Below are 23,220 nucleotides of genomic sequence, written 5' to 3'. Positions count from 1 at the left end.
TTAAACTAAAATTTAGTCTCTAGAAATTTCTAGAATTTCAAATTTCAAAATTCCGTTTGGAACTGTAATTTCAGCTACTTCTCCAACAGATTTTCCTAATAAACCTTTCCCGATAGGAGAAGTTACAGAGATTTTACCTGTCTTTAAATCTGCTTCACTTTCAGCAACAAGCGTATATTTCATCTCCATTCCGTTGCTTTGATTTTTGATTTTTACATTCGATAAAACCAAAACTTTAGAAACATCCAATTGAGATTCGTCAATTAATCTTGCATTTGCATATACTTCTTCTAGTTTAGAAATTCTCATCTCTAACAAGCCTTGTGCTTCTTTTGCCGCATCATATTCTGCATTTTCAGACAAATCTCCTTTATCTCTTGCGTCTGCAATATCTTGAGATGCTTTTGGACGCATTACACTTTTCAGGTGCTCCAATTCATCTTTTAATTTTTTTAATCCTTCAGCTGTATAATAAGATACTTTACTCATAACTTCATCGTTTATATAAATACAAAAAATCCCATCGCGACGGGATTTTCTTACCACAAATATACTATAATTTTTAATAGTACATAATTATATGTTAATCATATAGATTTCAAATCTAAATAAATTATTTTTGTTTTAACTAATTCTTATTCAAATAATGAAAAAAATCTGGTTTTTTATCGCATTTACTGCTATTTTATTCTCTTGTAGTGACAATAGCAAGAGCAACAACAATCCTTACATTCCTAATTATTCTGTAAACGCATATCTTGATACCAATTTGCCAACTTATAACAAGTTAATGTATCCGAGCAACCCTGTTTATGTTGCCAATTACGGTGCAAAAGGAATTATTGTTATGAAAACTGGCGAAGGAACCTACACCGCTTTTGATGCTGCGTGTCCAAATCAAGCCTTAACTTCTTGCACTGCAATGACAATTGACGGAATTTATGCTGTTTGTTCTTGTGATAAAACTCAATATAATTTATACACGGGACTTGGAGACAAAGAATATCCGATGAAACAATATCGAGTGGAATCTTCTGGAACTGTTATTCACGTATACAACTAAAAACAAAAAAGCCTGAAAAATAAATTTCAGGCTTTTTTTGCATTTGGCTTAATTAGAATTTCAAACTCAAACCAATTAAGAAATTGGTTCCCGCTTGAGGATAATAGTATGGATAAACATCGTACATGTATCCGTTTGAAACATATTTTTTGTCGAAAATATTATTAACCAAAGCCGTTACGGTTATCGATTTAAAAATCTTATTAGGAATTATTTCGTAAGAAGCATTAAAATCATTTACGAAGTAATCTGCCAATTTTGCCGCAGGAAGTTCAATGTTATTCATGTATTGTTCTCCAACATATTTCTGCAATAATGAAAGATACAATCCCTTAAGCGGTTTATATACCACTACGTTTCCTGCAATAACTTCTGGAGAATACGCAATTTTAGTTGTTCCATAGTATTCGCCATCAACAGCCAAATCTACATTTTTGTTGCTGCTTAAAGTAAAGTTTGGTCGTAAAGTAAATTTCTCAGAAAGCGCAATTGTGGCGTCAAATTCAAAACCTAAACGGTAACTTTTCTCTGTGTTGGCACGAATTGGGTTTCCAACATCGTCTAATCTACCTGTTAAGATTAATTGATCTTTGTAAGCCATATAATACACATTAGAATTAAGTTGGAATTTCTCTGTATTAAATCTCCATCCTAACTCGTAATCATTTAATTTTTCAGGTTTTACATTTCCGCCTTCGTAATCAGTTCTATTTGGCTCACGATTCGCTCTTGCATAAGAAAAATACAAAGTGCTGTTTTGAGTAAAGGCATAATTTAAACCTGCTTTAGGATTAAAGAAATTGAAATTATCATCTACCAAACCAGTTTCTGCACTATTAGCCTTGTACTTTACATTTCTATATTGTAAATCGCCATAGAAACTTAATTTTTCTGTGAATTGATAATTTGCTTTCGCGAAAATATTACCGTCTGTTTTTGATGAATAATCATCGTAGTAGTGATCTCCTAATTCAGACTGAGAAGCATATCTCGCCCAAATTACTTTTCCGAAATGATCTCCTTCATATTTATTCCAGCCTCCGCCTAAAATCACATTCAAGTCCTCTGTTACATATTTAGCAGAAAAAGTAGTTCCGTAGAAATCATTATCCAACCATTTTTGACGAATCAAATCTGTCGTTGTTACTGCTCCAACAGGATTTAAACTATAATCGGCCATGTCTGCATCTTCTTTATAATTTTCGAAATAACCTTTTCCTTTTGTATAATGCAATGCAAAATTTGTACTCCATTTATCAGAAATTGATTCGCTCCAATGCAATTGATAATGATCTTGATTGTAATTATCGGTTTCGTTATCATAATAACGTGTTACACCAAACTCATCTGTATATACTCCTGCCGAATTATATTTTCTGTTTTCGTTTAATGTTTCCCCGTCAATTCCATTCCAGGATTGATATGTTTTTTGAGTTCCGCCAAAAACCAAAGCTTTAATCAAAGTCGTTTTGCCAACATAAGTCCCTTGAAGGAAATATGATTTTAAGTCTGCGCTTCCACGATCAATATAACCATCTGTTTTTATTGTAGATAAACGTCCCGCAATTTCAAAATGATCATTCATCAAACCAGTACTAAATTTCACTGTATTTTTAAATGTATTGAAAGATCCTGCAGAACTAGAAATTTCGCCAGTTGCTTTATTAGCATAATTATCTGTTAGTAAATTTAAACTAGCTCCAAAAGCACCTGCTCCATTTGTAGATGTCCCAACCCCGCGTTGTAGTTGAAGGCTTTCTACAGAAGAAGCAAAATCAGGCATATTTACCCAAAAAGTTCCTTGACTTTCTGCATCATTATACGGAATTCCGTTTATGGTTACATTTACACGAGTAGCATCACTTCCACGCACACGAATTCCGGTATAACCTACACCGTTACCTGCATCTGAAGTTGTTACAACCGAAGGAAGATAATTCATCAGAACAGGAATGTCCTGACCTAAATTTCTGTACTTAATTTCTTTTTTATCCATATTGCTAAAACTCACTGGGGTCTTAGAAGTGACACGAACTGCAGAAACTAGAACATCGTCAAGCTGATTAACCTTTGTAGAATCTTGCTGTTGCGCAAAAGAGAAAAGAGAATAGAAAAAAGAGAATAGAAGAAATAAAATAGATTTGGTTCTGCTCATTTTTTGAACCTTAGAACCTTTGCAACTTAGTACCTCAGTACCTTTAAAGATAGTTTTCATTCGTAAAGAATTACGAATAAAAGGGGGAATTATTCTTTTGTTAAATTAATAAATGTGTTTCCCGACAAAATAAAGTGTGTACGCTCGATTGTGTCGTTTTTCCCTTAGCAACATTACTCGCTCAGGTTCTTTGGGTATGATCTCAGCTCGTTATTTAGAGCACCCCTTTGAGACAGTGCAAAGGTAATGTTAAAATATTTAAAACTCCAAAAAAGAAATTCCAAATTCCAAAACAGACTAATTCTGATTCTTTTGGAATTTGGAATTTTAAAACTTGGAATTTATTCCAAGTTCGGTTTTCTTCGAGATTGTTTTAAATCAGAAACATTCTTTTTGTCTTTAATTCTCTTTTTAATTACCGCTTTCGGAACTTTTGTAGCCTTCCTTACTTTCGGAACATGCAATCCTTTTTTGATAATTTCCAAAAATCGTTTAATTACAATTTCTTTATTTTTAAGCTGACTTCTGTCTTCGTCACAATTTAAAATCAGGAGATTTTCTGAAGTTAATCTTGCTGAGAGATTTTCCTGCAAGAGTAGTTTTTCTTCATCAGACAAAGCTTGAGAAGCATTCAAATCAAAATTCAGAACTACTTTTGATGAAACTTTATTTACGTTTTGTCCGCCCGAGCCGCTACTGCGAACGGCTTTAAAGCTTAATTCTGATATAATTTTTTCTGCATCCATATTATTGTGGCTGATGTGCCGCTTTCAATAAATCGTTTACCGTTTTTACGGGATTAAAAGTAATCAAAGGAACAGCGACAAAAACGGTTAACCAGTTGGCCATTGATCCGTTCCATAAACCAGGTAATTCGTAATTTTTAACTGATTTTCCCTCAACACTTTTTTCAACAATAAATCCTGCTTCTTGATCTACATATTGCAGCAGATTAAATTTTTCGTTTTTATAGTTTTTTATACCACAAACCAAATCTACAGGATTAAAATGTGTTGCCTCGGCTAAAATTTTCTCTTGTTTTTTATCTTCTAAATCAACTTGTGAAGTCTCTACAATCTGAAGCGATTTTATTCCTTTTTTATTCATAACCCAAAAAGGGCCACCGCCTGGTTCTCCTTCATTTTTAACCATTCCGCAAACGCGAATTGGTCTATCTAAAAGCTCTTTCAGTTTACTTATTTTATTTTCAAAAGTAAATTTATTGAAATCAGCAGTCATTTCAACGCTAAAACCCTTCTCTAAAAAAAGAAGTATTTCTTCAATATTATCTTCTTTAATTTTCTCTTGATCAATTAATCTTAAATATTCAAAAACCTTTTGCTGCATCTCAACCAAAACGCCTGCCAAAGCTTTTTTATACAATGTAATTTGATCAATATGATTTTGGATTACATTATCTATATTTTTAATAAAAATTACATCGGCATCCAGATTATTTAAGTTTTCAATCAAAGCGCCATGTCCTCCTGGCCTGAAAACCAAATTGTCGTTCTTATCTTTTACCAGCTTATTTTTTGTATCTATTGTGATAGAATCTGTGCTTTTACTTTGATAGGAATATCCAATGTCAATCTTAATACCTGAAGGTTTTTCGATTTTATCTTTAATTTCAGCAACCGCTATTTCAAATAAGTTTTGATGTATCTCTGAAACTGTAAAATGCAAATTAGATACATTTTTTGATGATGCATAATGTACGCACTCATTCAAATGTTCTTCAATCGGATTGGCAATGTGGGTATCATATTGATGAAATGGTAAAACAGCTTTGGGTTTGTTCGCTGAATTAAAATATTCTGGAGACAGGAGTAATTTTATAAAATAGTAATTTTTATAATCTCTTTCTAAACTCTCAAATTCAGGATAAATTTCTCTTAATTTTTTATCTACCGTCTCAAAGAAGGGAAACTTCTCCATACCAACAATAAAAATAGCAAGTTCTTTATCGTTTTTTCTGTTTATGTATGCATTTATTGTTTCTTTTGTAATATCAAAATCATTCAGAAATGCTATTAAGAATTTATACATTCTTGTTGCCGCACCTGATGCTGGAACAAATTTTTTAATTTTAAATTTATCCTTTTGCTGATCAAAAAATAAGGCTTTCTGCTGAAATTCATTCTCCGATAAATTTAAAATCCCATCATTGATTGTGGCTGGTCTAATTAAATTACTTTTTGCAATTCCTTTTTTAAAACTTTTTAACTGTTTTAGAATAGCATCAAAAGAAATACCTCTATTGTATATCTGCACAAAATCATTCGATGAGAAATCATTTTCTTTAGCAATAGTCAAATTCTCAATAATGGCTGTTGCTTTTTCCAATCTCGTTTCTTTATTACCAGATAAGATTATAAAGGGCTTTTTTGTATCTATTAAAGTTTGTTTAAAAGCAGAAAAAACAGTTTCTCTTCCTTCGGGAGTATCGCGAATATCGTCTTTTTCCCAAGGAACATCAATATCGGTCAAGAAAAATAAATCGTATTCATGTTTTAATGCCGCCTCATTCAAAAGCGGGTCACAAAAACCATAATACATTTCAGAGAATACTTTAGTCACCATTAAGTTGGTGTCACAAAACAAATATTTGTTTGCACTGGCCAATTTTTCGTTTTCTAATGCAGTCTGTCCATAAGCAATTGGCAACATATCATCTGCTACACAAATATGCTGATTTTCTTCCCATTTTTCTTGCAAATAGTCACGTGCAAACTCAGGAACCCATTCTGTTTCGTAGTAATCGGCAAGCTGTTTTGCTAAGGTTGTTTTCCCTGTACTTTCAGGTCCAAACAAAGCAATTTTTATGATATTTGTTTTTTGCTGTCTAAGATCTTTCTCCATTCTAAATAAGCTGAAATAGCCAAAATTGTAAAAATTATATACTGAAGTGACAGCATCCCTAGGCCACGATAAGCATAAAGAGGCACAACAATAATATCACCAATAATCCAAAGTGTCCAGTTTTCTATTTTTTTTCTGGCCATGTACCACATTCCAGCAAAAAATATCCCAGACGAAATCATATCGACATAATTGTCTTTATGAATTTCATAGTCAAAATATTTATAAATCCCGAAAACTACAAAAACGGTCACAATAAACAGTAAGATTCCGATTATTTTTTCATTAAAACTTGTACGGGTAATCGGCAGATTGTCTTCAGTCGTTCCTCCTTTTGCCCAAACGTACCATCCATAAATACTCATTATTGAGAAATAAGCATTAATAATCATGTCTCCTATATAACCCGCAACATAAAGCAGATAAACCGATATTACGGTAGCAATTAGTCCTGTTGGATATACCCAAATATTTTCCTTTTTAGCAAACCAAACGCTCAAAATTCCGCAAACAAATACTAAAAACTCTAAAGCAATATGCCATAGCGGTGCATTTTTATAACTTTCTAAGAAAAAATCTATCATCGGAAATGTGGTATTTGGCGTTTATTGTTCAAAAAAATGACTGTTGTTTTCAAAAGCAGTTCCAATAACAACCAAATCTGCACCAGCCTTATATGCTTTCTGAATTCCGTGCAAATCTACAATTCCTCCACCAACAATAACAGGAATTTTAATATTTTGAGAAATCAGCTCAATCATTTCTGTCGGAACAGACTGTTTTGCGCCACTTCCGGCTTCTAAATAAATCAGTTGATTTCCTAACATTTCTCCTGCCTGTGCTGTCGCCAAGACCAAATCAAGATTTTCGCGACTTAAGGGTTTCGTTTTACTTACACGAGCAACAGCGGTTTCGTTACCGCTTTCTATCAAAATATAACCAGTAGAAATAACTTCTAAGTTTGTTTTCTTAAGAATTGGAGCAGCCTGAACTTGATATTCAATTAAATAATCGGGATTTCGGCCAGATAATAAAGACAGAAACAAAATACCATCTGCTTTTGGTGAAATCTGCGAAGGATCTCCAGGAAACAAAATAACAGGCAGATTCGTTTCTTGTTTTAATGCCGTAATTAATTCCTCCAAAATATTATTCTGAACAATACTTCCTCCCACAAAAATATGAGTTGCTGGAGACTGAATGATTTTATCAATTAAATGATTTAAATTTTCCAGTACAATTTTATCAGGATCCAAAAGCACTGCCAGTAGTTTTTGACCGTTGCTTTTAGCTTCTAAAATCTGTTGTCTAATAGTGAGTAATTGTTCTTGCATACCAAGGTGTAAAAGTAAAAGTTTTTTAATGCAGAAGAACTATTTTGAATAAATTATATTTGTTCTACGTCTTTTGATAACATAAATAATACATTATGATTACAGTTGAATTACTAGAAAAATATGGTGTTGCAAAAAAATCATTTGATAAAAATGACATTATTTTCGAAGAAGGAAATCTGCCCTTACACTATTATCAGATTATTTCGGGTGAAATAAAAATGAGTAATTATAATGATGACGGACGAGAATTTATTCAAGGTATATTTTATAACGGACAATCTTTTGGCGAACCACCTTTATTTTTAAACCAAAAATATCCAGCAAATGCTATTGCTGTAGAAAAAGCTGAGGTTTTCATTCTTCCAAAAGAAAACTTTATGAAGCTTTTAGAAGAAAACCCAAAAGTCAGCATTAAAGTAATTGAGAATCTTGCGCAGCGATTGTATTATAAATCGGTTATGGCCGCCGAAATTTCTACACACGAACCCGAACATCGTGTATTGAAGCTCATAGATCACGGTATTGCCTATTTCAATTTTCAAAAAGACAAAAATGGATATCTGATTAATTTTACCAGACAGCAAATTGGAGACTTAACAGGTTTACGTGTTGAAACAGTTATTAGAACCATAAAAGCATTGGAGAAAAAAGGCGAATTGAAGATTATTAACCGAAAAGTATACAGATAAAAAAAATCCCATTTTATGATTTTAATCATAAAACGCAGCACTATTGTAGGCGTAATTTTGTTGGTATAAAAAACTGAATACCATGACACTATATCAAACAACATTCGACATTTTCAATAGAAACTATATGGGCTCTGCTGCAATGGCAGTTATTGGACAAAGCTGTTTAGGAGGCGCTGCAGCTATGTATGTTTTAGCCAATGGAACTTCAATTCCGCAAATGATTCAGCTAGGAATTATTGTTTTAGCTTGTGTTTTTGCAAACACATCTATTTTGGCACAAATGAAACATAAAGTAGTTTTCAACCTTATAATGCTAAGTGCATTTTTAAGTTTGTTCTTTATACTTTTAAATAGTTTAATTCTATGAAAAAACAAATAGACAATAGAGCTGATGTTTCCTTTTTGGTTCATCAGTTTTATGCTAAAATAAGAGCCGATCGAGAAATCGGCTTTTATTTTAATGAAATGATTTCTGATTGGGACGCTCATCTCGAAAAACTGACTGATTTTTGGGAAACCAATCTATTTGGCGTTCGCAAATACAAAGGAAATCCTCATGCGGTCCACAATGAAGTTGACGCTCATTTTGACGAAAAAATAACAACAAACGAATTCGGAATCTGGTTGAATCATTGGTTTCAAACTATTGACGAACATTTTGAAGGCGAAAACGCAGAAACATTAAAAAGACGCGCTCGAAAAATGAGCACTTTTTTATACATGAGCATGTTTCAGCACCGTCAAAAAGAAAGTGAAGTTTAAATATAAATCTTGGAATTTGGAATTTGGAATTTGGAATTTTTATATTAAAAATCTATTTCTCAAAAGCATAAACCAAAGTAAACTTACCCTCAAAATTATCTGATTGGACTTCTTGATAATGTACATCAAAATCCTTGATCAGATTATCAAAATGAAGACTTGCCTGCGTTTGGGTTTCTCCTAAAGAAAAGTTGCTCACCTTAATATGATCTTTAAAACTGATTCCTTTTTCATTTCTGATTTTAAAGATCGCCTCTTTGGCTCCCCAGATTACGGTAAGTTTTTTTATGTATTCTTCTATAGATGAAGGATCTAAATAATCGCATTCAAAGTCTGTAAACTTATCTGCAATTCTCTGGATTTTTTCTCGCTGCAATTCCATGTCAATTCCAACCTTTTCTTTGCTTATAATTATCGCCGCAAAATGGTAAGAATGTGTAATTGAGATATGATTATCACAATCAAAATAAGGTTTTCCAAACTCATCATAATGCAAATCTTTATCTGTAAAACCCATTTCCTGAATCAGCATACGAACACTTAAAAAAGCACGCTGATGCATTTGCGATTTCATTCCGTCCAATCTCTTTTGTGTTTTTTCTTTCAACACCACTTTACTCAATAATTCTTCGAGAGATTCTGTGATTTCCCAAATTAAAATTTTAGTCGTTTCATTGAATTGTATGGTCTGAAATAAAGGCATTACTTTTTAATTGTAAATTATGAATGGTGAATGATAAATTATTTTCTTGATTACTAAACCATATAAGTCATTTAAGAAGATATAACTGCTGGTTCAAAAAATGTATTAGTAAATATAAGCAATTTGCAGCAAAGGTAATAGTTTCAGAATCTTTTTTAAAATGAACTTATATTACTTATATGGTTTAAAACGATTCAGAAACTAACATTCTAGAGATTAAGAAATTAAAGATTTCACAAATCTGTCAGAAATTAGTAAAAATAAAAAGCTATTCCTTAAATTTGCAAAAAATTTACAATTCTACAAATATAATATAAATGAGTACAACGACTACGCCTTACGTGGCTTTCAAAGTAAAAGACATTTCTCTAGCGGCTTGGGGAAGAAAAGAAATTGAACTAGCTGAAGCTGAAATGCCAGGTTTAATGGCACTTCGCGCTGAATACAAAGACGAACAACCATTAAAAGGCGCTCGTATTGCTGGATGTTTACACATGACGATTCAAACTGCTGTTTTAATCGAAACTTTAATTGCTCTTGGTGCAGAAGTTACTTGGTCTTCTTGTAACATTTTCTCTACTCAAGATCAGGCTGCTGCTGCTATTGCTGCTGCTGGAATTTCAGTTTACGCTTGGAAAGGTCTTGACGAAGAATCATTTGACTGGTGTATTGAGCAAACTTTATTCTTTGGAGAAGACAGAAAACCATTAAACATGATTTTGGATGATGGTGGAGATTTAACTAATATGGTTATTGATCGTTACCCAGAATTGGTTCCTGGAATTAAAGGTCTTTCTGAAGAAACTACAACTGGTGTTCACAGACTTTACGAAAGAGTAAAAGCTGGAACTTTACCAATGCCTGCAATTAACATTAATGACTCTGTTACTAAATCTAAATTTGATAACAAATACGGATGTAAAGAATCTGCTGTAGATGCTGTGCGTCGTGCAACTGACTTAATGTTAGCTGGGAAAAGAGTAATTGTTTGCGGATACGGTGATGTTGGAAAAGGAACTGCTGCTTCTTTTAGAGGTGCTGGTTCTATTGTAACAGTTACTGAAATTGATCCAATCTGTGCTTTACAAGCTGCAATGGACGGTTATGAAGTTAAAAAATTAAACACTGTAATTGCTAATGCTGATATCATCATTACAACTACAGGAAATAAAGATATCGTTCTTGGAGAGCACTTCGAGCAAATGAAAGATAAAACTGTTGTTTGTAACATCGGTCACTTCGATAACGAAATCGACATGGCTTGGTTAAACAAAAACCACGGTGCATCTAAAATCGAAATCAAACCTCAGGTTGACAAATACAACATCAACGGAAAAGATATCATCATCTTGGCTGAAGGTCGTTTGGTAAACCTTGGTTGTGCTACAGGTCACCCAAGTTTTGTAATGAGTAACTCATTTACAAACCAAACTTTGGCTCAAATCGAATTATGGAACAACAGCGCAGCTTACAAAAACGAAGTTTACATGTTACCAAAACACTTAGATGAAAAAGTTGCTGCTTTACACTTAGCTAAATTAGGTGTTGAACTTGAAGTTCTAAGAGAAGATCAAGCTGCTTACATCGGTGTTGAAGTTCAAGGACCATTCAAACCAGAGTACTACAGATACTAATTGATTTTAGATTGAAGATTTCTGATTTTAGATTTCTTTAATTACATATTTCAAACCCGACAAGTTTTAAAAACTTGTCGGGTTTTCTGTTTTTATGTTTCAGGCAAAACATTTTTATCAAAAAATTGTACTTTTATAAATATCTGCTTACTTTTAATAACCAGAATAAGAATCTATTTATCAAATACTTAAATAGTAAAAAATTGAAAAAAACATCTTATTTACTCGTCTTCTTATTTTTATTAACCCTTCCGCACTTTCTTTTCTCTCAGGAAAAAAAGCCTAAAGTTGTATTAGTATTAAGTGGTGGCGGCGCAAAAGGAATTGCACATATTCCTCTTTTGCAAAAATTAGATTCTCTTCACATCGTTCCAGACCTTATTGTTGGAAACAGTATGGGAAGTATTATAGGTGGCTTGTATGCAATGGGATATTCTGGTGACAGCATAGAAAAAATCACCAAAGATATTTATTGGGATAAACTCCTAGGCGGAGGACAGGCGCTACGATCTGTAAGTGCCGAAGAAAAAAGAGAATTTCAACGATATTTAGTCGGAATAGGTGTTAAAGACGGGAAACTTAACAGCATTGGTTCTCTATTAAATGATCAAAATCTAAGAGAATACCTTTCTGAATTAACTTTCCCTGTATACAATGTTAAAGATTTTGACAGTCTTCCGATTCCCTTTAGAGCCATGGCTACGGACTTGGTAGAAGGAAAAGAAGTTATTTTAAGCAAAGGAAGTTTATCCTACGCTATGCGCGCTAGTATGTCGCTACCCGCTATTTTTAAGCCAATGCCTTACGGAAAAACGGTTTTAGTAGACGGCGGAGTATTGAATAATTTCCCAACAGATGTTGCCAAACAAATGGGGGCCGACATTATTATTGGAAGTGACGTCGGAGGCGGAATGGAACCCGTAGATAAGCTAAACAATCTTATGACGATCTTAATGCAGACCAGTATGTTTCCGAGTAACATTAAAAATCCTGCAAATCGTGATTTATGTAATATATTGGTTGATCATCTACCCAATCTCCGTTTCTCAACAGCCGATTTTGCCGATAGCAACGAAATCTACAAAGATGGAAAAATAGCAACAAATCAAAATCTCCCAGCTTTAATTGCTCTTTCAGAAAAATTAAAAGGATTTCAGCAGCGAACGCACAAATTGCCCGATATGCCAAATGAGTTTGTTCTAGACACCATTGTTTATAAAAAAATAAGCCCCGAAAATCTTCCTCTTGTTGTTGGAAGAGCCAATCTTAAAACCCATGTAAAATACACTACAAAAGATTTAATAGCAGGCATTAACAGAGCAATGGGAACCAATCTTTTTGATGAGATTACATACAGTTATTTCATCCAAGACGGTGATAAATTAGGCATTACATTGTTTGGTTTTGAACGTGCCAAAAATCAGCTAAACACATCAGTGCATTATGATACATATAGAGGTGTTGGAATAATTTTTAACTACACCGGAAGAAATATCTTAGCTGATGCCTCACGACTTTTGATAACTGCCGATATTGCCGAACAGCCAAAAGCTAGAATCAATTATCAGAAAAATTTTGGAGGCCATAGAGAATGGTGGTGGGCAACTGAAGCTTATGGAGCTTTTCTCCGTCAAGAAATTTATATAAATGGTAAAGCATCAGACAATATACTCTACAATACTTTTGAAATCAACAGTGAAGTAAACAGAAACATAAATTCCCTGAAAAGCTATTTAGGCTTTGGACTAAATTACAGCTATACGAATCTAAAACCAAAATATGACCGAGAATACAACCCAAATTCTGTGAGTATTAACGACTACAACTTTAACAACATCGAATTCAACCTGCATTATTCTTATAATGACATGGATCGAGTTTTCTTTGCCACAAACGGAACCATTATAAAATCAAACATAGCACGGTCATTTCTTACCGATCTTAATGCCGCATTTTCAGATCCAGACTTAACACGTGTTTCTGGCTCAACAAATGGCTACACCAAATTTGGTTTAACCTACGAAAAGAGATTGCCTATAAAAAAGAAAATTACAGGAATCGTAGGGTTTGATTCTTATTTTATTTTTCAAGACAAACTTAAACATGACGATATTCCATTTTCAGGATTTGGTTATGCTGCAAAATATTTCATAGGCGGTATTATACCTAGTTCTGGCAGCAATCGCTTCTCGTTTGCTGGGCTCCATGAAGACGAACTTAATGTTACGCAATATATGGGAGTCAAACTTGCATCTCAGATCAATCTAATCGGAAAAATTTATCTAACGCCCCACTTCAATATCGCATCTGTAGGTTTTGACACTTTTAACGATTATCTAAAACATGCCTTCAATCCAAAAGGAAATTGGGACGAAAATATCGAGACCAGTCTCGTAATATCGGGAGGCGCCGCAATTTCCTATCAATCCATTTTAGGCCCAATCCATTTCGATACTTCATGGATCAATAATATCGACAAAGTACGATTATTTTTTAGCGTTGGACTATCCCTTAATCCTTAAAAGAAAAACCTAACGCCTAAACTTGAAACCTGAAACCTGAAACTTTAAACAAAAAAACAATCTGGGCGTGCCACCATCCCGATAAGAGGGCAAAAATACTTTATGCTCATTCGCCTTCTTATCGGGATGCTGTCGGGCTATACGTGCTACTTTGGTAGCCTACTTCTATCCCTCACGCTCACGTAGATCAAGAACGACTTAATTTAACAAGACATTTACAAGGTTTTTAATTTATAGCTTTAAATTTGAACTTAAAGCTTTTTAAAATTCAAAAAATGATCGAAAAAATTTCCTGCGACATACACGGCTCAAAAGAAATGTCTTTTACCTGCATTCATATCGCAACTGCAATAGATTCAAAAAATCAAGTTGGATTTTTCTATTCAGAAGCCGAGGAAGATCTTCCACAAATTGCTTGGTGCGGTTCCTGCGAACAATATCTTTTGGATAATGGAGAAGAATGGACAGAAACTTTTCAATCTCTTGCCGATTTCAAAATGTTATGTTCTGATTGTTTTGAAGAAGCAAGAAACAACGAAACAGAAGTTCATATTCGATAACTGCCTTTTCATGAAAAAAATCCTTATCCTCATTCTATTCTTTCTCTTTAATTCTTTAACATTTGCTCAAAGCAATGACATCTGGACTGCATTTCCTAACAAAGACACTACATTAACCGGGTTTAAAGACAAAAATGGAATAATCAAAATAGAACCCAAGTTTAGTGGTTTTACCATTGCGCGCAAATTCGAAAATATAATTGCTGTTACTGAAGAAGAAAACGGTAAATGGAACAGCTATTATTTAACCAAACAAGGAAAGATTATCGGGCAAGATAGCCTGTATGTATTTGATAATGGTCCTGACTGCGAAAACGAAGGTTTTATAAGATTTACAGATCGTAAAACTGATAAAATGGGAGTATTTAATGCCGAAGGAAAAATTGCAATTCCAGCAGAATACAGCGCCTTAAGCAAAGTTACAAACGGAATGATAACGGTTTTAAAAGACGCCAAAAAGCAACAAGACGGAGAACATTTTTTCTTGACAGGAGGAAAAGAATTTTTAATCGATATCAACAACAAAGTCCTGATTGAAAATTTCTCCTACAATGATGATTTGAATTTTTATTCTTTAGAAAAGTCAAAAGAACCTAGCAAAGATCCAACAAGGGACAGTTTTCTTGGAGTTGATGGACAATATTATTCTTTCATAAATTTTGATAAAGAGTTTAAATATTGGTTAGAAAATACTCTCCTTAAGGATTTATCCAAAGCCAATTTAGAAAAACACACCTTCGACAAAATCACTTATTGGAAAGAACCAGACGGCTGGATAAATGCTTCGAAAACCCAATTCATTAATCAAAATTATACCTATTTAAAACTAAAACTACAGGAACTTAAAAATCCAAAAACAGATTACTTTATTTCTTCTGACGGATTAAATCAGTTTATTTTTGAATCAAGCGAATACGACATTTACTTCAACAATTGTAATGAATCTAAAGATTGGATTTATCCAACAATGGATATTGTTATCAATCCAAAAAAGCAAACCGATCGCGGGCAAGATCATTTTGAATTTCTAAGAACAGAAAACGGATACAAGCTGATCAGTGTTTCTTCTAGAACAGATAATCTTAAATAATTTTCAGCTTTAAAGTTTACCTTTGTAAAAAAGTGAACTATGAAGAATTTTATATTTTTAGGCCTTGCCATAATCTTCGAAATTATTGCTACTTCAGCATTAAAAAAATCTGAAGAATTCACCAAATTGCTTCCAAGCATTATTACTATTATTGGTTATTGTGGTGCATTTTATTTTTTAAGTTTTGCCATTAGAACCATTCCGGTTGGTTTTGCTTATGCCATTTGGTCTGGTGTCGGAATTGTTTTAATTACTGCAATTGGCGCTCTTTTCTTCAAAGAAATTCCAGATTTGCCAGCAATAATTGGTCTTGCATTGATTGTAATTGGCGTTATTGTAATTAATGTTTTTTCTAAAACTACTGCTCACTAATTTAAATCTTAGGAGAAAATGACTTTTAGAAATGCTACAATTTCAGATTTAAACGAAATGCAGCAATTGTATATCGAAACCATACAATCTGTATGCAAAAAGGATTATAATGAAGCGCAAAGAGAAGCTTGGATTTCTGGCGTAAAAAATACAGAACGCTGGATTGCCGTTATCGAAACACAATACGTTCTATTAGCGGTAATTGAAAACAAAATTGCAGGCTTCGCAACTTTAAAAGATGGAGATTACATTGATTTTTTCTACATTCACAAAGATTTTCAACGACAAGGAATTGCAGATAAACTTTTAACCAAATTAGAACTTGAAGCTCAAAAACAGCATTCAAAAATGATAACTTCGGATATTAGCATTACTGCCAAACCTTTTTTTGAAAAGAAAGGATTTGTTGCAAAAGCTGAGCAAAAAAACGTACGCTTGGGCGTTGAATTGATTAATTACAAAATGGAGAAAAATTTATAATTTTTGTACAAGGCTTTATGCCAATCTTTGTTGAGTTACTTGCGGAGATTTCTCCTTCGTCGAAATGACAAAAAGACGAACCCTTTGCACCGTTACAAGAAAAAACATAGCGAACTTTGCGTAAATCTTCGCGCTCTTTGCGGTTAGAAAAAAACTTCCGCAAGTTTCGGATTTTATACCTTCTAAAACCAATCGATATTTGTATTATAAAATGGAAAGAAGATGAACACACAGGAAACCATAAATTATAATCGTATCGCTGAAGCTATAGATTATATCAAAGCTAATTTTAAAGAACAGCCCAATCTGGATGAGGTGGCTGAGAAAGTGCATTTAAGTCCGTTTCACTTTCAGAGACTTTTTAGTGAATGGGCAGGAACAAGTCCGAAGAAGTTTTTACAATATACCAGCATCGAACACGCTAAAAAGTTACTTAAAGAAAATCAAGCCACAATATCTGAAACTGCTTTTGAAACTGGCCTTTCAGGAACCAGCCGACTTCATGATTTATTTGTAAATATCGAAGGAATGACACCTGCAGAATATAAAAATGGAGGAAAAAATCTTGAGATCAATTATAGTTTTGCCGAAAGTCCATTTGGGAATATTATCGTTGCGTCTACTCAAAAGGGCGTTTGTTTTATGGCTTTCGCCGAAGATGAAATAACCGGATTTATTGCGTTGAAAGATAAATTTCCGAATGCTCAATTTTCGAAAAAACTAGATTTATTACAGCAAAATGCCTTATTCATTTTTCAAAACGATTGGAGCAAATTATCTGAAATCAAACTACATTTAAAAGGAACCGATTTTCAATTGAAAGTTTGGGAAACTTTACTAAAAATTCCAATGGGACAGCTTTCTACATACGGAACTATTGCGCACCAAATTCAGAAACCAAATGCATCACGAGCAGTTGGAACAGCAATTGGAAGTAATCCTGTGGCGTTTTTAATTCCGTGTCACCGCGTAATTCAATCTTCGGGAACATTTGGTGGCTATATGTGGGGAAATACACGAAAAACAGCCATTATTGGCTGGGAAGGTGCTCAAATAAAACCATAAAAACAAAATTCCAAATTTCGAATCCCAAATTCCAAATTTCAATGATTGATCTTCATTGAAAATTTCATAAAATATAATTGCCATGCAAACTATACAATCAAAAATCGCTTCTCAAGACTGGGAAAGCATCACCAAATCTATGCACGAAAACGGCTTTGCCATTATTCCAAAAGTGCTTAATAACGAACAATGCGAAGATTTAAAATTCGATTATGATAATCCGAATTTATATAGAAAAACCGTTGTTATGGAACGCTATCGATTTGGTTTAGGCGAGTACAAATATTTCAATTATCCGTTGCCTGATTTAATTCAAGATATTCGTTCTTCAATTTATCCGAAACTAGCTTCGATTGCTAATTCTTGGATGAAAGCATTGAACATCGATACCGTTTTCCCTAACAAACACGAAGAATTATTGAAAAAATGTCACGACAATAATCAGCTGAAAGCGACTGTTTTAATTTTAAAATATGGAAAAAGCGGATTCAATACTTTACATCAGGATTTATATGGAGATGTATATTTTCCTATTCAAATTGTGCTTTTTCTAAACGAACCTGATGAAGATTTTACTGGCGGAGAATTTGTGCTTACGCAACAAACTCCACGAGCACAATCGAAAGCCATTGTCTTAAAACCTAAAAAGGGAGATATTCTTGTTTTTACAACTAATTTCAGGCCAGTAAAAGGCACAAAAGGATATTATCGCGTGAATATGAAACATGGGGTAAGCGAAGTCCTTTCTGGCGAAAGATACACGTTGGGAATTATTTTTCATGATGCGTTAAATTAAGGTTCAAAGGTACAGAGGCGCAAAGTTTTTTCTCATTTTATGTCATTTCGACGAAGGAGAAATCTTCGCGAGAAGCTCGACAAAGATTGGACATTCGTTTCGGAGTTACTTGCGAAGATTTCTCCTTCGTCGAAATGACAAACTTTATAGAAACTGTATCTAAAAACTTTGCGTTTTCGCGACTTTGCGAGAAATTTATCCACTCAAAAGACGCATTGCAATGCGTCTGCACAACGTTAATCCACAAAGACATTTTTCTCGCAGATACCGCAGATTTAAACAGATTTTTAATCTTAATAATTCTTCTAATCTGTGGCAGATTAAAAACCAATCTTTGTGTAGACGCACTGCAGCGCGTCTCTACAATACAAAACTTATAACTTCATGATTAATCATCAAAAAATAACCGATTCTGAATTGCTTCGTAAAATTAAAAAAGGCGAAATTTGTTTCGGTGGCAATCAAAAACTAAAAATCTACGGAACGCTCAAATGCTCTTCGGGAAAAAGAATGAAAAGAGAAAATCGTGTTTTTTTTTTATCTGAAAATGACGCCAAACAAAATAGTTTCAGGCCTTGCGGGCATTGTATGAAATCGGAATATCAAAAATGGAAAAATGGACTTATTTAATCCTCAAACAGACGAAACAACCAATCTGCTTCCGAAAGATGGAACGGTGAATTATTATGGAAAATGCTTCTCCAGACAGGAAGCCGATTTCTATCGCGATGTCTTATTAAATACAATTGAATGGAAAAATGACGAAGCGGTGATCTTCGGAAAATTAATTTTAACCAAACGAAAAGTGGCTTGGTACGGCGATCAGGAATTTGAATATACGTATTCGAATACGACCAAAAAAGCGTTGCCTTGGACTCCTGAACTTTTAAAGTTAAAGAAAATCATTGAAGAGAAAACGGGAGAAACTTTCAATTCTTGCTTACTGAATTTATATCATACTGGCGAAGAAGGAATGGCGTGGCACAGCGATGCTGAGAAAGATTTGAAAAAAAATGGCGCAATCGGATCGGTAAGTTTTGGTGCCGAACGCAAATTTGCCTTCAAACATAAAGAATCTAAAGAAACCGTTTCTCTAATTCTGGAACACGGAAGTTTATTGGTTATGAAAGACGAAACACAAACGCATTGGCTGCATCGATTACCTCCAACAAAAACAACTCAAAAACCTCGAGTAAATTTGACTTTTAGAACTATTGTGAGATAAAATATTACTTCTTTTTTGTAGCAACATTTTCGTACGAACGTATTAAAGCGTCCTCGAACATTTCGGGTCTTACTCTTAAAAGCTCAACAATAGTCCAGCCTTGCGCTCCCCATTTATTTGGAATTGGATAAAAAATCTTTTCGCTTGACGCACAAAAAACCGATTGATCTATTTCGTTTAGTTTTAAAACCGCATGATTATTCTTTTCGTCAAAAGTGGCAAAAATCTTTTTTTTGATTCGAAAGGAAGTTTTCTCAAAATGGGGTTCTTCAGTCGCATCTGGAAACGACATTGCTAATTTTCTAAATTCTTCAATTGAAATCATATCGGCTTTTTTAGTTAGACCTAACAGTTTTTAAAAACCTGTTCGGTCTTCGTTATGTAAAATTTACCACCCTTGATTCAGTCCGTTTTTAAGCACCTCATCATATTTTTCTTTATCAAAAGAATATAAGTTTGGAGCTTTGTGTGCTACGTTACTTTTCTTTTCGTCCAATTTATTAAGAATTCCTATATTGGTGATTTTGCGTAAAAAATTTCGTCGGTCTAATTTTTTATCCAAAATCGTTTCGTACAATTTTTGCAGTTCTGGAATGGTAAATTTCTCTGGCAATAAATTGTAACCCACTGGCATTAAATTTAATTCTGTACGCAAAGTGTCTAAAGCTTTATCCAAAATTTCCTTATGATCTAGAATAAGCTCAGGAACTTCTTTATGATCAATCCATTCCACTATTTCGTATCTGCCTGTTGGATTTGGAAGAATTTTAGAAAAATCCACCAAAGCATAATATCCAATTGTAACAAAACGGCGTGTTAGCCATTTTCCTTTTTCTTCTTCAATTTGAAGATATTCCAAGATTTTTTTATCAAAATGCTGATGGTTACGATTTACTTTTCCAAACGTTGCAAATTGCCTTAAAAATACTCCATCAACACCTGTTCTGCCATTCAGAACCGTGATTGCAGCCGTATCAATATCCTGATCTACAGGAATAAAACCGCCGGGCAAAGACCATTTATTGGCACGTTCCACTTTAATCAATAAAACTTTTAACTGATTGTCATGAAAACCAAAAATAACACAGTCTATAGAAAGTCCTGGTTGATAATTTTCGTTATTATCTATAATGTCTTTTAACATCAGATTCGTATAAATTCTTTCTTTTAATAACACTGCAATTTACTTCATTTTTATAAAACTGAAATATATTAAAAAACAAAGCGCTGATTTTCATTAAAACAGAAGTGTTGAAACTACAATTTTAACGAAAATTTAAAATCAAATTTAAAAAAAATAAGTACATTGCGTCATAATAACACATTAATGATTTTAATTGTTAAAATTAGAATCAAATTCAAAGAAAAATAATACAAGCTGTTTCCATTTTTCTTCAAGTGAGCGTAGAAATTTAAACACAGAAGTTATGATTGCCAATCCTTTAAAAGACATCAATAAAAAAATTAGAACCAGAATCTGGTCTTCATTCGGATTTGTTTCGAAAACATATCTTCTGGAAGAATCTCTAAAATATAGCGAAGAACAGGAGAGAATTTTCAATGAAATGATCGTCGAAACTGATGCAAAAGATAAAAAAGCAAAGCGAGAAGCTTATGAAAAAGCTTTGTATGCATCTTATAAAGGAATTGGTGCAATGGATTTTATAAATAACGTTTTAAAATAAATACCTACACATTTTTATAATTTATAATGCTGGCCTCACTTCGGTGAGGTTTTTTATTATAAATTTTACACTAAAATGAAAGAAAATGGTCATTTATTAGTTATTTTAGCTGTTTTAAAAGTAAGAATATACCCCTACAGAACGAATACATGGAAAACATCATTGAATCAGAAAGTTACAAAATTCAAAAACCAGAAAACTGGGCTCCTACAATTAATGACGATCAACTTATTGACTATATAAAAGAATCCGATTTCTCAAAAAAGCAAGTTGAAGAAGGTCGTGATTTCTGCTACTTCTTAGATAAAATCTACTACACAAGCGATACTGAAAACAGCGAATATGCTTGCGTGGCCTACACTCTTAACGAGCCTTCAAATCTTGAAAACGCTTCGGTAAAAGATGTTGTTGTGGAAGAAAATGAAACTTATTTGATACACAGAATTAGTGTGCTGAGAGATGGTGTTTTGATTGATAAAATTCCTGATACTAAAATTAAAGTTTTAGATAGCGAAAATCAGAGTGAAGGCGGCATTTTAAGCAGTAACAAAAAAGTAAATATTACGATTAAAGATTTACGTCTTTATGATGTTTTAATTACTGAAGATTCGCGCACCAAGGTTTTTACTGATCGCGATTTTATGCGAAAAGAATTTCTTAAGTATGTGTACGTAACACCAAGCACTTATTGGGCTTATGGCAAATACAAGTTTTCTTTTATCAATGACAGAAAGGAAGCGATTACATACAAAAAAACATTCTTTAGAGATGAAGAAGGAAATGTTTTGGAACCAGAAATTAATTTCTTGAAAAAAGAAGAAAAGTTTGTAATCGAAAAAGAAGATTATATTAACTCTTTTGATTCAAACCGAGAAATTGCTCCTTTTATTGATTTTGCAACAGATCGCAACTGGGTTGACTTATCAAATTACATTTCTCCGCTTTACGAAGACATATACAGTAAAGCTTCTTTAACAGAATTTGCTCCAAAACTGGTAGAAAAATTGGATGCCATTGCAGATCAAGACGAAAAATTACAATTTGCAATTGATTACGTGCAGAACCATGTTTACTACATTTATAATGCGGATGAAATGAATGGCCATAAACCGCAAGAGCCATCAGTAACGTATGAAAATAAACAGGGAGATTGCAAGGCAAAATCGGTTTTACTTAAAGTGGTTTTAGATTATATCAATGTTGATGCTTCTGTAGTTTTGGTTAATTTCAATTCAGATCTTTACATTAAATATTACCTTCCGTCATTATTGACTTTTAATCATGTTATTGTAAAAATCAATTACAAAGGCGAAACTTATTTTGTTGATGCTACTTCAAGAGACGAATTCGGATTAATTGAAAATCGCGGCTATATCTATTTTATGCATTACTTGGAAGTAAAACCAAATCAGGAATTGCAGATTAAGGAGCCTTACAGATTTCCTTATTATGGAATAACTGAAAAAGCAGATTTTAGTGCTCAAAATAATATAGGAACGCTAAAATTGGTTTCGACTTACAAAGGAGGTCGTGCCAATTATATGCGTAAATATTTCAAAAACACAAACAAAAGAGAGATCATTGACAGCTGGAATAATTTCTTGTTCTATGCTTTAAATTATTCTAATGATCGAAACGGAACGGATATCAGAACCATTTTTAAAGATGCGACGATTGAACTTGTAAGTGATGATAAAAAGCTAAATGAATTTACGATTCAGTATAATGCTACAGTCGAAAATCCGTATTTTACAGATGCAGAAAAGAATCGCTTTTTAATGTATTTTGATCGCAATGTGGTTAAAAATGCTGCACGCGACTTTATGCACACGGATCTTTTGTTTTGGCATAATTTTGATAACGAGAAGTACGAAATCAATTTAACGACAGATCAAAAAATCGATACTCAGGAAAAATATACAATTCAGGAAAGTACGATCACAAATCCTTATTTTGATTTCACAAGCCGTAAAAAAGTAACCAAACATGGTGCTTCTATAATTGTTGATTATAAACCGTTAATCAACTTAGAAATTCCAAGTGAAGATTTTGAAGATTTTAGAAATGCACATCATGAAATTGCCGACAGTAATTATGGCGTTGGAATTGACATTATCGAACAAGGTTTAATGAATATGCTGAAATATAGTTTTAAAAAACGATTAAAATAATTTCGATATAAAAAAACGGGGCTCAAAAAGAAGCCCCGTTTTTTAT

25 protein-coding genes are annotated in these 23,220 nt (G+C 33.3%); 16 read left to right on the top strand and 9 right to left on the bottom strand.

The window, feature by feature from the left end; translation table 11 throughout:
• Positions 1–12: 12 nt before the first annotated feature.
• Positions 13–489, bottom strand: a complete 477-nt coding sequence (gene greA, locus QLQ95_RS11460; RefSeq protein WP_057117494.1) for a transcription elongation factor GreA — start codon at positions 487–489, stop codon at positions 13–15.
• Between the two features lie 157 nt (positions 490–646).
• Between greA and QLQ95_RS11455 the strand changes: the two genes are divergently transcribed.
• Positions 647–1,063 carry a Rieske (2Fe-2S) protein gene (locus QLQ95_RS11455; RefSeq protein ID WP_095927976.1) on the top strand — a complete coding sequence of 139 codons (417 nt, stop codon included), beginning with the start codon at positions 647–649 and terminating at the stop codon, positions 1,061–1,063.
• A 52-nt stretch (positions 1,064–1,115) separates the two neighbouring features.
• On the opposite strand, the gene QLQ95_RS11450 is transcribed toward QLQ95_RS11455, so the two are convergent.
• The 5 genes from QLQ95_RS11450 to QLQ95_RS11430 all read right to left on the bottom strand — a co-directional run bounded on the left by QLQ95_RS11450 (position 1,116) and on the right by QLQ95_RS11430 (position 7,414).
• Positions 1,116–3,278: a TonB-dependent receptor gene (locus QLQ95_RS11450; protein ID WP_482503880.1), complete on the bottom strand. Its 2,163-nt coding sequence runs from the start codon at positions 3,276–3,278 to the stop codon at positions 1,116–1,118.
• 281 nt (positions 3,279–3,559) lie between these two features.
• Positions 3,560–3,964, bottom strand: coding sequence for an alternative ribosome rescue aminoacyl-tRNA hydrolase ArfB (arfB, locus tag QLQ95_RS11445; RefSeq protein ID WP_095927978.1), 405 nt, complete (start codon positions 3,962–3,964; stop codon positions 3,560–3,562).
• A 1-nt stretch (position 3,965) separates the two neighbouring features.
• On the bottom strand, positions 3,966–6,080 hold the full coding sequence (locus QLQ95_RS11440) for a DUF4301 family protein (protein WP_095927979.1): 2,115 nt from the start codon (positions 6,078–6,080) through the stop codon (positions 3,966–3,968).
• On the bottom strand, positions 6,041–6,664 hold the full coding sequence (gene pnuC / locus QLQ95_RS11435) for a nicotinamide riboside transporter PnuC (RefSeq protein WP_095927980.1): 624 nt from the start codon (positions 6,662–6,664) through the stop codon (positions 6,041–6,043). Before pnuC ends, QLQ95_RS11440 begins: the two co-directional genes overlap by 40 nt.
• Before the next feature lie 21 nt (positions 6,665–6,685).
• Positions 6,686–7,414: a phosphoglycerol geranylgeranyltransferase gene (locus QLQ95_RS11430; RefSeq protein ID WP_095927981.1), complete on the bottom strand. Its 729-nt coding sequence runs from the start codon at positions 7,412–7,414 to the stop codon at positions 6,686–6,688.
• Positions 7,415–7,509: 95 nt separating this feature from the next.
• Between QLQ95_RS11430 and QLQ95_RS11425 the strand changes: the two genes are divergently transcribed.
• The 3 genes from QLQ95_RS11425 to QLQ95_RS11415 all read left to right on the top strand — a co-directional run bounded on the left by QLQ95_RS11425 (position 7,510) and on the right by QLQ95_RS11415 (position 8,871).
• The gene (locus QLQ95_RS11425; protein ID WP_095927982.1) at positions 7,510–8,106 is read left to right on the top strand and encodes a Crp/Fnr family transcriptional regulator; all 597 of its coding nucleotides are present in this window, start codon (positions 7,510–7,512) and stop codon (positions 8,104–8,106) included.
• 82 nt (positions 8,107–8,188) lie between these two features.
• Complete coding sequence (locus QLQ95_RS11420; RefSeq protein ID WP_095927983.1) at positions 8,189–8,476, top strand: hypothetical protein; 288 nt, start codon at positions 8,189–8,191, stop codon at positions 8,474–8,476.
• Positions 8,473–8,871, top strand: a complete 399-nt coding sequence (locus QLQ95_RS11415) for a group III truncated hemoglobin (RefSeq protein ID WP_095927984.1) — start codon at positions 8,473–8,475, stop codon at positions 8,869–8,871. Before QLQ95_RS11420 ends, QLQ95_RS11415 begins: the two co-directional genes overlap by 4 nt.
• Positions 8,872–8,923: 52 nt before the next feature.
• Here the strand turns inward: QLQ95_RS11415 and QLQ95_RS11410 are convergent, their stop codons facing one another.
• Positions 8,924–9,574: a 4'-phosphopantetheinyl transferase family protein gene (locus QLQ95_RS11410; protein ID WP_482503877.1), complete on the bottom strand. Its 651-nt coding sequence runs from the start codon at positions 9,572–9,574 to the stop codon at positions 8,924–8,926.
• A gap of 317 nt (positions 9,575–9,891) precedes the next feature.
• Between QLQ95_RS11410 and ahcY the strand changes: the two genes are divergently transcribed.
• From ahcY to QLQ95_RS11360, 10 genes are all read left to right on the top strand, one after another.
• On the top strand, positions 9,892–11,208 hold the full coding sequence (ahcY, locus tag QLQ95_RS11405; protein WP_320493347.1) for an adenosylhomocysteinase: 1,317 nt from the start codon (positions 9,892–9,894) through the stop codon (positions 11,206–11,208).
• Between the two features lie 203 nt (positions 11,209–11,411).
• The gene (locus tag QLQ95_RS11400; protein WP_320493348.1) at positions 11,412–13,730 is read left to right on the top strand and encodes a patatin-like phospholipase family protein; all 2,319 of its coding nucleotides are present in this window, start codon (positions 11,412–11,414) and stop codon (positions 13,728–13,730) included.
• Between the two features lie 275 nt (positions 13,731–14,005).
• Positions 14,006–14,290 (top strand): hypothetical protein, encoded by a 285-nt coding sequence (locus tag QLQ95_RS11395; protein ID WP_095927987.1) that lies wholly within the window; start codon positions 14,006–14,008, stop codon positions 14,288–14,290.
• 10 nt (positions 14,291–14,300) lie between these two features.
• Complete coding sequence (locus QLQ95_RS11390; RefSeq protein ID WP_482503875.1) at positions 14,301–15,380, top strand: hypothetical protein; 1,080 nt, start codon at positions 14,301–14,303, stop codon at positions 15,378–15,380.
• 39 nt (positions 15,381–15,419) lie between these two features.
• Positions 15,420–15,752, top strand: coding sequence for a DMT family transporter (locus QLQ95_RS11385; protein ID WP_095927989.1), 333 nt, complete (start codon positions 15,420–15,422; stop codon positions 15,750–15,752).
• A gap of 18 nt (positions 15,753–15,770) precedes the next feature.
• Complete coding sequence (locus QLQ95_RS11380) at positions 15,771–16,232, top strand: GNAT family N-acetyltransferase (protein WP_320493351.1); 462 nt, start codon at positions 15,771–15,773, stop codon at positions 16,230–16,232.
• A 222-nt stretch (positions 16,233–16,454) separates the two neighbouring features.
• Positions 16,455–17,297, top strand: coding sequence for a bifunctional helix-turn-helix domain-containing protein/methylated-DNA--[protein]-cysteine S-methyltransferase (locus QLQ95_RS11375; protein WP_482503874.1), 843 nt, complete (start codon positions 16,455–16,457; stop codon positions 17,295–17,297).
• Between the two features lie 82 nt (positions 17,298–17,379).
• Complete coding sequence (locus QLQ95_RS11370) at positions 17,380–18,093, top strand: 2OG-Fe(II) oxygenase (protein WP_482503873.1); 714 nt, start codon at positions 17,380–17,382, stop codon at positions 18,091–18,093.
• Positions 18,094–18,477: 384 nt separating this feature from the next.
• Positions 18,478–18,723 carry an Ada metal-binding domain-containing protein gene (locus QLQ95_RS11365; RefSeq protein ID WP_482503871.1) on the top strand — a complete coding sequence of 82 codons (246 nt, stop codon included), beginning with the start codon at positions 18,478–18,480 and terminating at the stop codon, positions 18,721–18,723.
• The gene (locus QLQ95_RS11360; RefSeq protein ID WP_095927994.1) at positions 18,710–19,318 is read left to right on the top strand and encodes an alpha-ketoglutarate-dependent dioxygenase AlkB family protein; all 609 of its coding nucleotides are present in this window, start codon (positions 18,710–18,712) and stop codon (positions 19,316–19,318) included. Before QLQ95_RS11365 ends, QLQ95_RS11360 begins: the two co-directional genes overlap by 14 nt.
• A 4-nt stretch (positions 19,319–19,322) precedes the next feature.
• Here the strand turns inward: QLQ95_RS11360 and QLQ95_RS11355 are convergent, their stop codons facing one another.
• Positions 19,323–19,643, bottom strand: a complete 321-nt coding sequence (locus QLQ95_RS11355) for an MmcQ/YjbR family DNA-binding protein (RefSeq protein ID WP_095927995.1) — start codon at positions 19,641–19,643, stop codon at positions 19,323–19,325.
• A gap of 63 nt (positions 19,644–19,706) precedes the next feature.
• Positions 19,707–20,462, bottom strand: coding sequence for an NUDIX hydrolase (locus QLQ95_RS11350; RefSeq protein ID WP_095927996.1), 756 nt, complete (start codon positions 20,460–20,462; stop codon positions 19,707–19,709).
• A gap of 283 nt (positions 20,463–20,745) precedes the next feature.
• On the opposite strand from QLQ95_RS11350, the gene QLQ95_RS11345 reads away from it, so the two are divergent.
• Together QLQ95_RS11345 and QLQ95_RS11340 are read left to right on the top strand one after the other, a co-directional pair.
• Positions 20,746–21,003: a hypothetical protein gene (locus QLQ95_RS11345; RefSeq protein WP_482503869.1), complete on the top strand. Its 258-nt coding sequence runs from the start codon at positions 20,746–20,748 to the stop codon at positions 21,001–21,003.
• Between the two features lie 149 nt (positions 21,004–21,152).
• On the top strand, positions 21,153–23,174 hold the full coding sequence (locus QLQ95_RS11340; protein ID WP_482503868.1) for a hypothetical protein: 2,022 nt from the start codon (positions 21,153–21,155) through the stop codon (positions 23,172–23,174).
• The last annotated feature ends 46 nt before the right edge of the window (positions 23,175–23,220 follow it).

It is taken from the genome of Flavobacterium sp. B330r (assembly GCF_056824325.1).
Note: the sequence above shows the minus strand (reverse complement) of the source record. Positions and strands in the feature narration are given on the sequence as shown.

What these genes read in the sequence shown, in the direction of transcription:
- QLQ95_RS11355 (WP_095927995.1), bottom strand. Translation starts at nt 19,643, where the DNA reads ATGATTTCAATTGAAGAATTTAGAAAATTAGCAATGTCGTTTCCAGAT.
- arfB (WP_095927978.1), bottom strand. Translation starts at nt 3,964, where the DNA reads ATGGATGCAGAAAAAATTATATCAGAATTAAGCTTTAAAGCCGTTCGC.
- QLQ95_RS11350 (WP_095927996.1), bottom strand. Translation starts at nt 20,462, where the DNA reads ATGTTAAAAGACATTATAGATAATAACGAAAATTATCAACCAGGACTT.
- QLQ95_RS11390 (WP_482503875.1), top strand. Translation starts at nt 14,301, where the DNA reads ATGAAAAAAATCCTTATCCTCATTCTATTCTTTCTCTTTAATTCTTTA.
- QLQ95_RS11420 (WP_095927983.1), top strand. Translation starts at nt 8,189, where the DNA reads ATGACACTATATCAAACAACATTCGACATTTTCAATAGAAACTATATG.
- QLQ95_RS11395 (WP_095927987.1), top strand. Translation starts at nt 14,006, where the DNA reads ATGATCGAAAAAATTTCCTGCGACATACACGGCTCAAAAGAAATGTCT.
- ahcY (WP_320493347.1), top strand. Translation starts at nt 9,892, where the DNA reads ATGAGTACAACGACTACGCCTTACGTGGCTTTCAAAGTAAAAGACATT.
- QLQ95_RS11450 (WP_482503880.1), bottom strand. Translation starts at nt 3,278, where the DNA reads ATGAAAACTATCTTTAAAGGTACTGAGGTACTAAGTTGCAAAGGTTCT.
- pnuC (WP_095927980.1), bottom strand. Translation starts at nt 6,664, where the DNA reads ATGATAGATTTTTTCTTAGAAAGTTATAAAAATGCACCGCTATGGCAT.
- QLQ95_RS11430 (WP_095927981.1), bottom strand. Translation starts at nt 7,414, where the DNA reads ATGCAAGAACAATTACTCACTATTAGACAACAGATTTTAGAAGCTAAA.
- QLQ95_RS11415 (WP_095927984.1), top strand. Translation starts at nt 8,473, where the DNA reads ATGAAAAAACAAATAGACAATAGAGCTGATGTTTCCTTTTTGGTTCAT.
- QLQ95_RS11410 (WP_482503877.1), bottom strand. Translation starts at nt 9,574, where the DNA reads ATGCCTTTATTTCAGACCATACAATTCAATGAAACGACTAAAATTTTA.
- QLQ95_RS11455 (WP_095927976.1), top strand. Translation starts at nt 647, where the DNA reads ATGAAAAAAATCTGGTTTTTTATCGCATTTACTGCTATTTTATTCTCT.
- QLQ95_RS11365 (WP_482503871.1), top strand. Translation starts at nt 18,478, where the DNA reads ATGATTAATCATCAAAAAATAACCGATTCTGAATTGCTTCGTAAAATT.
- QLQ95_RS11375 (WP_482503874.1), top strand. Translation starts at nt 16,455, where the DNA reads ATGAACACACAGGAAACCATAAATTATAATCGTATCGCTGAAGCTATA.
- QLQ95_RS11425 (WP_095927982.1), top strand. Translation starts at nt 7,510, where the DNA reads ATGATTACAGTTGAATTACTAGAAAAATATGGTGTTGCAAAAAAATCA.
- QLQ95_RS11345 (WP_482503869.1), top strand. Translation starts at nt 20,746, where the DNA reads ATGATTGCCAATCCTTTAAAAGACATCAATAAAAAAATTAGAACCAGA.
- QLQ95_RS11360 (WP_095927994.1), top strand. Translation starts at nt 18,710, where the DNA reads ATGGACTTATTTAATCCTCAAACAGACGAAACAACCAATCTGCTTCCG.
- QLQ95_RS11380 (WP_320493351.1), top strand. Translation starts at nt 15,771, where the DNA reads ATGACTTTTAGAAATGCTACAATTTCAGATTTAAACGAAATGCAGCAA.
- QLQ95_RS11385 (WP_095927989.1), top strand. Translation starts at nt 15,420, where the DNA reads ATGAAGAATTTTATATTTTTAGGCCTTGCCATAATCTTCGAAATTATT.
- QLQ95_RS11370 (WP_482503873.1), top strand. Translation starts at nt 17,380, where the DNA reads ATGCAAACTATACAATCAAAAATCGCTTCTCAAGACTGGGAAAGCATC.
- QLQ95_RS11440 (WP_095927979.1), bottom strand. Translation starts at nt 6,080, where the DNA reads ATGGAGAAAGATCTTAGACAGCAAAAAACAAATATCATAAAAATTGCT.
- greA (WP_057117494.1), bottom strand. Translation starts at nt 489, where the DNA reads ATGAGTAAAGTATCTTATTATACAGCTGAAGGATTAAAAAAATTAAAA.
- QLQ95_RS11340 (WP_482503868.1), top strand. Translation starts at nt 21,153, where the DNA reads ATGGAAAACATCATTGAATCAGAAAGTTACAAAATTCAAAAACCAGAA.